The sequence below is a fragment of the Streptomyces sp. genome (genome assembly GCF_036524955.1).
Classification (GTDB): domain Bacteria; phylum Actinomycetota; class Actinomycetes; order Streptomycetales; family Streptomycetaceae; genus Actinacidiphila.
The window spans coordinates 1-10,544 of sequence record NZ_DATDBG010000320.1 but is presented as its reverse complement, the minus strand read 5'-3'; the positions used below and the strand labels follow the sequence as shown (position 1 = coordinate 10,544).

Below are 10,544 nucleotides of genomic sequence, written 5' to 3'. Positions count from 1 at the left end.
ACGACCAGGCCACACCGGCACACGGACGGCCGCTACGACCAGGCCGCCCGCTGGTCCCACTGCGTCAGCACGGTCAACTCGCTGTCGCCGACCCGGCGGAAGAGGGTGATCGCCTCGTCGAACGCCTCGACCGCCTCCCGCTTGCGGCCCAAACGGACCAGGGCGAGCCCGCGGCTGCGCAGGGCGATGCCCTGGTTGCGGCGGTCCTGGATCTCCCCGAAGATCCGCGCGGCCCGGGTGTGGAGCTCGGCCGCCTCCGCGAGGCGCCCGTCCTCGGCCAGGGCCAGGGCGCGGTCGTCGGTGGCCCGGCCCTCACCGTGCCGGTCGCCGGTGTCGTGGAAGGCCGCGGCGGCGCGGGCGTGCTCGTCGGCCGCCCGGGCGTAGCGGCCCGCGTCGCTCAGGGCGAGCCCGAGGTTCCCAAGCGCCGCCGCCTCGCTCTGCCGGTCCCCGGCCGCCGCGAAGACCTCGGCGGCGCGTTCGTGGGCGTCCGCGGCGCGGGCGAACCGCCCCCACTCGCGCAGGTCGAGCCCGAGGTGGTCCAGCGCCCAGCCCTCACCGTGCCGGTCCCCGGCCGCCGCGAAGATCCGCGCCGACTGCTCGTGCGCCTCGACCGCCTGCCCCATCCGCCCCAGGCGCCGCAGGGCCACGCCGCGGTTGCCGATCGTCATGCCCTCGCTGTGCCGGTCGCCGACCTCCTCGAAGAGGGCGATGGCCCGGCCGTACTCCTCGTCCGCCTCCAGGAACCTCCCGGCCGCGCCGTAGGCGAGCCCGAGGTTGACCAGCGCCAGTCCCTCGCTGCGCCGGTCACCGACATCCTGGAACGCCGCCACGGCTTCCCGGTGCGCGACGATGCTCTGGGGGTACCGTCCGGTCTGCCGCAGGTCGAGACCCAGGTAGTCCAGCGCCCAGCCCTCGCCGCGGCGGTCCCCGCCGACCCGGAAGATCTCGGCGGCGGCGTTGTGCACCCTCTCCGCCTCGCCGAACCGCCCGGCCTCCGCCAGGGCGCTGCCCAGGCCGTTGGTCGCCCAGCCCTCGCCGTGGTCGTCCCCGACGGCCCGGAAGATCTCGGCGGCCTCGGTGTGCGCGGCGATGCCCTCCTCGGTGCGGCCCAACTGCCGCAGGTCGAGCGCCAGGCCGTCCAGCGCACGGGCCTCGCCCGCCCGGTGACCGATCTCCCGGAAGATCTCCAGCGCCTCGGTGTGCGCGGCGACCGCGTCCTCGAACCGCCACACCTGACGCAGCACGATGCCGAGGTTGTCCAGCGCGCGGGCCTCGCCGCGGCGGTCGCCGAGCCGCTGGAAGGACTTTCGGGCGGCCCGGTGGGCGGTGACCGCGTCGTCCAGCCGCCAGACCTCAGCCAGCGCGAGCCCGAGATTGGTCTCCGCCCCGGCCGCACCCCGGAGGTCGCCGATGTCCCCGAAGATCGCCGCCGCCCGCTCGTGTGCGGTGATCGCCTCGTCGAACCGCCGCTGCCCCGCCAGTGCCAGTCCCTGGTGGTCGAGCGACGTGGCCTCGGCCTGGCGGGCCCGCGCCGCCTCCGGCACCACGTCCAGGGCGGGAAGCACGGAGGTCTCGTCGGGCAGCGGGATCCCGGCCGGCCCGGTCGAGGCGTCGCCCGGCCGACCGGGATCGGCGGAGAGCACCAGCACGTCGGGCGGCCAGGAGTCGGCCGCCTCGGAGGTGGCGACCAGCACCTGCCCGGTCCGGTAGCCGAGGAGGGTGCGCAGCGCGGTGTGGTCGGGGCGGGCGTACGGTCCGGCGACCACGATCAGCCATCCCTCGTGGGAACGGAGGTACCGCCGGGCCGCGGCCAGTCGGCGCCGCCTGCTCCCGGTCTCCTGGAATTCCGCCAGCCGCCGGTCCAGCGCGTCCGGGGAATCAGCCGTCACCCACAGCACCGGCCGGTATTGGCTGTGGCGCCGGGCCACATAGGCCCGCACGATCCGCTCGGGTCCGTCGCCCTGGCCGGTGAAGACCACCACGGGCCGCGGTCCCCCGGCCAGCTCCCGTTCCAGCCGCGCCCGTACCCGCGCCTCCCACGGCTCCAGCCGTGAGGGCGCCTCGGCGATGACATCGTCCAGCCCGGCCCCCCAAGTCCCCCGGGTCCGGGCCTCCGGCACCGCCCTGTGGGGCCGCACCGGCAGCGCGCCGGCGTCCCGGCCGTCGCCGGCCTCCGGGAGTACGGGGCCACGCCCGCTCGAAGCGGTAGGGGTGCCGGCGCGCGGTTCGCCGGGTCCCGCGGTCCCGACCTCTCCTTCGGCCTCCGGCACTACGGCGCCGCGCCCGCCGGAAGCGGTACGGGTGTCCGGGGGCCCGGGCCGTGGCGGTACGGTCCTGGCCCCCTCCCCGGCCCCGCTGTCGCCGCCGCCGAAGTCCCCTTCCCAGAAGGCCCCCGCCCCTGCGACGCCCCGCTCTTCCTCAGCCGCACCACCGTCCGGCGCTCCGGCGGGCGGCCCGCCTTCCGCACGCGCGATGATCTCCAGGAAGCCCGCGCTCGGCGGGAACTCGGAGACCAGAAGGACCTCGGAAGGGGCGCCCGCGGTGTTGTCCGCGCGGCCGGGCGGCACCACGATCCCGACCAGTTCCCCCTCCTGGAAGACCGCGGCACCCAGGGGGCTCGCGTCGGGCCCGGCCGGGCCGATCCGGGGGCGGTCGGGAAGACGGCCGCGCGGTGGGCGGGGTGGGATGTCGACCACCGTCGCGTGCAGCCGCGCCGCGTGCTCGCTGCCGGACGGCACATCCTCGAAGTACGCGGCGGTCGCGGGGAAGGCCTGTGTTCCCGGGGCGACCGAGCCGCGCGGGACGGCGGGAATCGCCTGATCCCGCCACCGCGGGTCGGTAACGCGGAGCAGCGACGCGTGGCCGTTGGCCCACACGGTCTCAGCGGTGAGCCACCCGTCACCGGTACGGAAGGCGTCGTGCACCAGCACCTGGTAGGGCGTACCCACGTCGGGCGAACTGCCCATGGCGAGCACGAGCCGGTCACCCAGCAGATAGCCGCAGCGCAGATCGCCGCTGCGCAGATCGCCGTAGGCGAAATCGTCACCGTGGAGCAGAGCCCTCCGCACCCCCACCACGTACTCCGCCGCCGGATGCGCGGGCGTCTCCGGCCGGGGTGGCTCCGGCCGCGCGTCCGGCGCGCCCCGCGGCGGCAGCTCCGCGAACGGCTCGCCCCCGACCGGGAGGTCCAGCGTGCCGGAGCGGTCGGCGATCAGGGCCGGGAAGTCGTGGAGGCGGCCGAGGCGGGGGGCGATGAAGTCGCTGACCGCGTCGACCGTGCGCTGGGCCTCACTGCCGAGGATCACCATCCGCAACAGGGACCGCACGTCCGGGTCGAAGGCGAAGACGTCGAAGTCGCCGAGTGGCCGTTCGGCCCTCATCAGGCCGCTGAGCAGGACTTCGGAGAGGCAGGAGGGGCTGCTGCCGGGGAGGGCCGCGGACTGCACGACGCGCATGACGGGCAGCGTGAGAGGGTCGACGGCGGCGAGGTGTCCGGCGAGTTCGTACGCCTCGGGGCTGACCGTCTCCTGGAAGGCGGAGAGCCGTTCCTCCGGGGTGCGGGGCGCGGGCCCGGAGAACGAGGAGCCACCGCCCGGCGGGGCCGCCGCGTCGATCACACGGAGCGTCGCCGTACCACCCTGGGAGGCCATCAGACCGGCCCAGGGGGCGAGCGACCAGTCGCCCAGCTCCAGGACGGGCACCGGGAGTTCGACGCGCGGCGCGAGGCGGGCGGGCAGCCAGGGGTCGTACGCGTCCAGCAGATGGTTGGCCGGGGCCGGGCCGCTGCTGCGGACCCGCATCCGCTGCGCGGGCAGCGCGGTGCCGGGCCACAACCGCAGCGGCAGCGGCTGGAGTACGGCGGTCGGCGCCTTGCGGGCCCAGCGGGCGAGGGTGCGCCGGGCACTGCCGTCCTGCCAGGCCGCGCCGACCCCGTCGGTCACCGCGAGCACCACCGTGCGGTTGCCGTCCACCACCGCCGCGTCCATCGCGTCCCGCGCGTCGAAGGCGCACCTGCGGACGGTGCGGAAGATGCCCGAGGTCGCCAGTACCCGGCCCAGTTCGGCGATGGTGTCCTGCCAGAGCCGCAGCGACAGGCCGTCGTCCACGGCGAGCACGAGGTCGAGCCAGCGGGCCCGCTCGGGCCGCAGCACCACGCCGAGACCGTTGCCGTCCGCGCTGGCCTCGGCGGTGGCGACCTCGTCCAGCTCGAAGCGGTGCAGCGAGGACACCCGCCGCTTCAGCGGACGCAGAGCCCGGGTGACCGACAGCGGATTGGGCAGCCCCGGCACCCCGGGCACCCGCACCGGCGCGGCCCCGCGCCCGTCACGAACGGCGGTCAGCGCGTACACCGGCCGCCGCACGGGCGGCCGTACGGGCAGGGGCTCCGGTCCGGGGCCCGGCCTCGGTACGGGGTCGGGCGCGCGCCGCTGTGGCGGGACCGGGGGCGGCGCGGGCGGTACGGACTCGCCGGTCGCCGGCTGCTCCCCCGGCGGGTCCGGCGGTCGCACGCGGTGCGGCGGCCGTTCGGGGCTCTCTGCGGCATCCGCAGGCCCGGGCTCGGGCTCCTCCGGCGCGGACCGCAGTGCCAGCCACAGCGCGTCGGCCAGTTCCGCGGCCGTCAGGTCGAGTCCCGCCCCGGCGAGCACGGTGTGCAGCCGGTCGATCCCGGCTGCCGACGAGACCCGCGACGCCAGGAACGGCAGGTCGAAGGGGGCTGGCGACGGCCATCCCGCCGGGCCACGACCGGCCCCGCGATCAGCGCCACGACCCGCCTCGGGGCCGGCCCCGCGATCAGCGCCCCGGTCAACCCCACGATCAGCCCCGCGCGCCTCCCCGTCCCTGCCCGGCGTGGGTCCCTGGGCGGGCCCCGGCGGAGGGCCGCTACCGTCCGCCCCCCTCCCGGAGTTCACGCAGCACCGCCTCCCGCAGGTGCCGGGCGTCGGGCTGGACGCCCTGCTGGAGGAGGTGGACGGCGTGCAGGAGCTGGTCGGTGGCGAGGCCGCCGAGGTCACGGCGGGTGGTGAAGGTGTCGATCAGGGCCCGTATCCGCGGCCAGTCCGCCGCCAGGGTGTCCGCCCCGCCCTCGGCGAAGTGGGCGCGGACGATCTCCTCGAGCTGGGCCGGGCCGGGGTCGGGCAGTTCCAGGCGGACACAGCGCCGCAGGAAGGCGGGCGGGAACTCCCGCTCCCCGTTGCTGGTGATGACGACGAAGGGGAAGTCGGCGCACCGCACCATGCCCCGCCGTACCGTCACCCGCTCCCGGGAGTCCTCGGTGAGGACCGCCACCTCCTCCTGGCTCTCCGGCAGCCGGGCCAGCTCGGGGATGGTGAACTCGCCCTCCTCCAGGACGTGGAGCAGGTCGTTGGGCAGGTCCACGTCGCTCTTGTCCAGCTCGTCGATGAGCAGCAGCCGGGGGCGGCCCTCGTGACGGGTGGCGAGCGCGGTGCCGAGCGGGCCGAGGCGGACGAAGCTGCCGACCGAGGACTCGGCCTCCTCGCGCAGCCGGCCGATCGCGTCGTACCGGTAGAGCGCGTCGGTGAGCGCGGAGCGGGTGTTGACCGGCCACACCAGGACCGGGCCGAGGTCGAGCTCGGTGGCGACCGCGTACGCCAGCGAGCTCTTGCCGGTGCCGGGGTTGCCGGTGACCAGCAGGGGGCGGCGCAGCCGCAGCGCCGCGTTGACCACGTCCACCTGTTCGGGGCCGATCAGGTACGGGCGGCGGGTGCGCCCCTCGCTGCGGGCGCGCCGCCACGGCGGGGGCTCCGGCAGCGGCACCTCGTCCGGATACACCTCTCCGCCGCCGCGGAAGAGGCGTTCCTCGGTCCTGGGCGGGTGAGCGGGACGGGAGGGACCGGCGTTCACACGGCACCGCCTTCCGGTACGGGCACGGGTACGGCTACGGGCACCTGCGCGGGTGCCGGTCCGGGCCCCGGCTCGGCGAGCAGCGCCGTGCGGGGGTCCCAGCGCGGGTCCTCCCACAGCAGCGACAGATGGGCGCCGGACGCCATGTCGTCGCGGCGGGCTTTCAGGCGGCGGCGCCGCACCTTCTCCCGCAGGTCCTTCGGGCCGTCCGCGGCCGGACCGCCGGCGCCGTCCCCGGCGGCGAGTTCGAGCAGCGTCCGGGCCGCCTCCTCGCCGACCGCCTGGCGGTGCCAGAGCATCACGGGCACTCCGTAGTAGCGGCACACCGCCACCATCCGGTCCACCTCGTCGGGCGGGCACGCGGCGATCACGAACGCGGCGTCCAGGTCCTCGCCGAGGATGTCCTCCGCGCTGTCCGCGTCGTGCAGCACGCTGGGGTCCGGGCCGAAGCACCGCCAGCGCCGCTCCCAGGGGCCGCGGCCCGGCGGTTCCTGGCCGCGCAGCACCACGTATCGGTCCACGCCCAGCAGCCGCGGCCCGAGTGACGGCGTCGGTATCCGCCAGCGGTCGACGGGCAGGCCGAACGAGCCGTGCTCCATGAGGAACTCCACCCCGGCGCTGTCGCCGTAGTCCGCCAGCCGGCCGACCGCGGCGGCCAGTTCGTCGCAGAGCGCGGTGTGGCTGCGCGGCGTGTCCTTCGCCGACCAGGTCTCCAGGGGGCGGTCGTCGCCGTCGTAGAGCCTGATGACGTACGTGTAGCCGTCCGCGCGCCCGCGGTCCCAGAGCCAGACCCGTACCACCGGGCGGCCGGTGCCGCGGCTGCCGGCCCGGGTCCGGGCGATCTCCCTGACCTGCGCCAGCGCGCCGTCGCGCACCCGCAGCCGGGCCGCGACGCGGGCCGACCACGCGTGCAGTTCGTCGCGGTCGGAGGCCCGCGCGGCGGCGATCTCCTCCACCACCTGGAGCAGCGGCGGGACCATGCCGGGTTCGCAGTCGCGGTCCTCCAGCTTCTCGATGAAGCCGGCGGTGTCCCGGGCCTGGTCCGCGCCGAGCCGCAGCAGCCGGGCCACCTCGTACGCGGCGGCGGCCAGTTCGTCGGCGGGGACGGCGGCCAGCAGCGCGGACAGCTCGGCATGGTCGGCCGGGCCGAGCAGCCGGACCGGGCGGCTCCGGGCGGCGGCGATGCGCACCTCGTCGCTCTCGGGAAAGGCGTCGCGCAGTGCGGGCAGCCCGCGCGGGTGGGCGAGCGCCGCGTCGGCGGCCTCCTCCGGGTCACGGGGGCCGCGCGGCAGGCCGAGCGCGGCGGCGAACCGGGCAAGACCGCGGTCGTACCGGTCCGGCGCCAGCAGGTCGAGGCCGTCGGTGAGCTGACGGTGCAGCCGGGCCTGCCGGCCGCTGAGGCGCGGCGGTGGAGGCGCCGCGAGCCCGGCCCGTACCAGCAGCGCCTCGATCGCCGCCGGGCCGATCGCGTAGTACCGCCGTCGCCGTACGTCCGGTTCGACGCTGACGACCAGACCGGCCAGGGTGCCGGTGGCCGCGTTCCACAACGGGCCGCCGCTGTAGCCGGGTTCGACCGCGACCTCCGCGTTCCCCGGATCGAGCAGCAGCCACGAGCCGAGCCGCCGCTGGACCAGCACGTCCACGGTCGACCGCGGGTCCCCGTCGGCGTACCAGACCCAGGCGGTGCTGCCGAGCACGGGCTCGGCGAGCCGGACCGGGGTGACGGCGGGCGTGTGCGGTGGCAGCCGCAGCAGCGCGAGGTCACCGCCCCACCAGCTCTCCTCCCCGGCCACCGGGGCGCTCCAGCAGGCGAGCCGGGGTGCGTACGCGGCCGGTCCCGCGGCGGGGAGCACGAGTTCCACGGCGGCGAGTTCGGCGGCGGTCGGCTCGGCGGTGGCCATCCGGTCCCGTCCCAGCGCCGCGTTGACCACGTGCGCGCACGTCACGACGTACCCCTCGGCGATGACCACGCCGGCGCCCACCGGATGCCGGGCGCCCGCCGCCCTGACCACGGCCCACGCTCTGCGGACCGCCTCGTCGGGGTCCGCGCCGTACCGTCCGTACATCGTCAGCCGTCGCCGTTCGCGGGCACCGCCGTCGCGCCGGTGCCGGCGCCCGCTGCCGGTGCCGGTGCCGCTGCCGGTGTCGGTGTCGGCGTCGCTGCCGGTGTCGGCGCCGCTGCCGGTGTCGGTGTCGGCGTCGCTGCCGGTGTCGGCGCCGGTGCCGCTGCCGGTGTCGGTGTCGGCGCCGCTGTCGCCGTCGCCGTCGCCGTCGCCGCGAGACTCCACGTCGCCGACACCGTGAACGACGCCTCGCCGTTGCCCGACACGATGCCCAGCCGCAGATCGCTGCTGATCTTGACCCCCAGTTCCACGGTCACCGACTCCGGTCGCGGCTCGACCTGCGCCATCGTCCCGTGCACCGACTCCAGCACCGGCACCAGCGGCTGCAGCGTCTCCCGCAGCGCCACCCCGGCCGCCCGTGCGATCCGCCCGCCCCCGGCCACCGGCACCAGCGGCCCGCGCCCGCCCGCACGGCCGTTGTCGGCGGCGCCGCCCGCGGGCTCCGGAAAGACCTCGATCAGTACGGTACGGCCGTCGTCGAACGCGAACTCCAGGTAATCCCCCATGCCACGACTGTGCCAGAACTCCCCTGGCCCGGCACCCGGTTCGGGCTTTCATGCGGCTGGCGGCAGGCGCGGCAGATCCCTTGCGGCGCCCCGGACATCAGGAGTTTAATCCCGTCCATCCGGCTGAATCACGGTGTCCGCAGGGACAGGCTGGCCGCCCTTGGCAGCCGGGTGGGGAGCCGCATGGGGTTGTTAGCGGAGCGCCAGGCGTTCCTGGAGAAGCTGAGCGGGGCCGATCGTGCGGCGCTGCTCGCGCTCGGCGCCCGGCACTCCTACCAGGCGCGGGAGCACCTGGTGGACGAGGGTGACCGCAGCACGTTCGTGCTGGTGATCCTGACCGGCTGGTGCGCGGTGCGGCGGTCCACCGAACGCGGCGAGCTGATCCTCGCGCTGCGGCAGGGGGGTGAACTCGTCGGCGAGATGGCCGCGCTGGACCGGCGGCCGCGCAGCGCCACGGTGAGCGCGCTCGGGGCGGTGGACGCGCTGGTCCTGTCCGGTGAGCGGTTCCGGCACTTCATGGCGGCCCGGCCGTACGTCACCGGCCTGGTGATGGCCCAGCTCACCGAGCGGCTGCGCAGCGCCGACGACGAGCGGCGGGCGCTGGCCTCGGCCACCGTGCTGGAACGGCTCGCGGCCTGCCTGGTGGAACTCGCCGAGCACACCGGCCGGCCCGAGGGGGACTCGGTGGCGATCCGCCTGGCGTTGTCCCAGGCCGAGCTCGCGGCGGCGGTCGGGGCCACCCGCGAGGCGGTCGCGAAGGCGCTGCGGCTGCTGCGCGCACAGGGCCTGGTACGGACCGGTCCGAAGTCGGTCGTGGTCTCGGACATGGCACCACTGCGGCTGCTCGGTGGCGGCAGCGGCGAACCGGAGGGCATCTGACGAGTCGTCATGCACCACTGTGTGTAAAGCGCTACAGCACGACGGCCGCGCGGGGAGGAGAGTCACAGCAGCGCGGAGGGGCGTCCGGAGGGCTGACGCCCGAGCTCCCGCAGTGGGCAGCCGATGGGCCCCTCCTGCCCGATGGCGGGCAGGAGGGAGAGGCGGCCCGCGGAGGGTGGGGGCCCCTCCCGCCGAAGGCAGGGGGAGAGCAGGAAGCCCGACCAGACGGACCGGCCGGACGGGCGGATCAGCCGGCACGGCGCACCAGGGCTGGACCAGTGAGAGGCGGCGGACGAATGCACGGCGAGGCCGACTACGGATTCATCATCAGTCTGGACACCCAGGGGTCCAGCGGACTGCCCGACCCGGAGCGGCCCGCGCTGCGCGACCGTATCTACGAGGTCGCCGAACTCGCCTTCTCGCAGGCGGGGATCGGTGGCGCCCGGCTGTTCCAGGAGGACCGCGGCGACGGCATCCTCGCGGTGGTCGAACCCCGCCGCACCGAGCGGGTCGCCGGGGAGTGGGTGGAGTACCTGCACCAGAACCTGCGCCGCGTCAACACCGCGCTGAAGCGGCCGTTACGGCTCCGGGCCGGCCTCAACATCGGGCCGGTCACCCCCGACGGCCACGGCTTCTCCGGCAGCGCGGTGGACCTGGCCTGCCGGATCGGCAACTGCGCGGAGGCCAAGGCGGTGCTCGCCGCGGCCGGCGGCTCGCCACTGCTGGTCGCCGTCACCGACCGGCTCTACCAGGACGTGATCCGGCACGGCGGCCGGTGGATCGAGCCCGGCCACTACCGCCAGTACGACGTCTCGCTCCAGGAGGGCCCGCAGCGGCCCTGGTTCATGGTGCCGGGACGCACAGCACCGCCGCTCCCCGGAGGGGGAGACGTGACCGCGGCCTCGGGGGACGCGGGAGCGACGGAGGGGACCGGGGAGCGGCGGCCCACCACCAGCGGGAACGCCGACGCGGGCGGCGGATTCCACTTCGGCCCGGTCACCCACCACGGCTCGGGGGACGTGTACCAGGGCGAGTTCGGCGACATCACCGTCGACAAGCGCCGTGGGGGCCGGTGATGGCCGGCCCGGCGGCGGAGCCGCAGCCGGTGGGGCAGGGCGCGGGGCCGCCCGGCGGGGGCGCCCAGGCGGGCGGCGGCCAGCCGGGCGGCGGCGCC

General features: G+C 76.2%; 6 protein-coding genes. 2 read left to right on the top strand and 4 right to left on the bottom strand.

From position 1 onward, the window contains the following. Positions 1–32 precede the first annotated feature (32 nt). From VIW71_RS25325 to VIW71_RS25310, 4 genes are all read right to left on the bottom strand, one after another. Positions 33–4,646, bottom strand: coding sequence for an SAV_2336 N-terminal domain-related protein (locus VIW71_RS25325; protein ID WP_331624952.1), 4,614 nt, complete (start codon positions 4,644–4,646; stop codon positions 33–35). Between the two features lie 235 nt (positions 4,647–4,881). After that, entirely contained in the window at positions 4,882–5,862 is a 981-nt protein-coding gene (locus tag VIW71_RS25320; protein ID WP_414720842.1) for an AAA family ATPase, read from the bottom strand. After that, complete coding sequence (locus tag VIW71_RS25315; RefSeq protein WP_331624953.1) at positions 5,859–6,842, bottom strand: hypothetical protein; 984 nt, start codon at positions 6,840–6,842, stop codon at positions 5,859–5,861. The genes VIW71_RS25320 and VIW71_RS25315 overlap by 4 nt, the downstream gene beginning before the upstream one ends. A gap of 1,088 nt (positions 6,843–7,930) precedes the next feature. Further along, positions 7,931–8,491, bottom strand: a complete 561-nt coding sequence (locus VIW71_RS25310) for a CU044_2847 family protein (protein ID WP_331624951.1) — start codon at positions 8,489–8,491, stop codon at positions 7,931–7,933. Between the two features lie 183 nt (positions 8,492–8,674). Between VIW71_RS25310 and VIW71_RS25305 the strand changes: the two genes are divergently transcribed. Together VIW71_RS25305 and VIW71_RS25300 are read left to right on the top strand one after the other, a co-directional pair. Beyond that, positions 8,675–9,370 carry a Crp/Fnr family transcriptional regulator gene (locus VIW71_RS25305; protein WP_331624950.1) on the top strand — a complete coding sequence of 232 codons (696 nt, stop codon included), beginning with the start codon at positions 8,675–8,677 and terminating at the stop codon, positions 9,368–9,370. A 296-nt stretch (positions 9,371–9,666) separates the two neighbouring features. Continuing rightward, positions 9,667–10,446 carry a hypothetical protein gene (locus tag VIW71_RS25300; protein WP_331624949.1) on the top strand — a complete coding sequence of 260 codons (780 nt, stop codon included), beginning with the start codon at positions 9,667–9,669 and terminating at the stop codon, positions 10,444–10,446. Positions 10,447–10,544 lie beyond the last annotated feature (98 nt).

Coding starts and splice junctions, on each gene's coding strand:
- VIW71_RS25315 (WP_331624953.1), bottom strand. CDS start 6,842: ATGGTCCCGCCGCTGCTCCAGGTGGTGGAGGAGATCGCCGCCGCGCGG.
- VIW71_RS25310 (WP_331624951.1), bottom strand. CDS start 8,491: ATGGGGGATTACCTGGAGTTCGCGTTCGACGACGGCCGTACCGTACTG.
- VIW71_RS25305 (WP_331624950.1), top strand. CDS start 8,675: ATGGGGTTGTTAGCGGAGCGCCAGGCGTTCCTGGAGAAGCTGAGCGGG.
- VIW71_RS25300 (WP_331624949.1), top strand. CDS start 9,667: ATGCACGGCGAGGCCGACTACGGATTCATCATCAGTCTGGACACCCAG.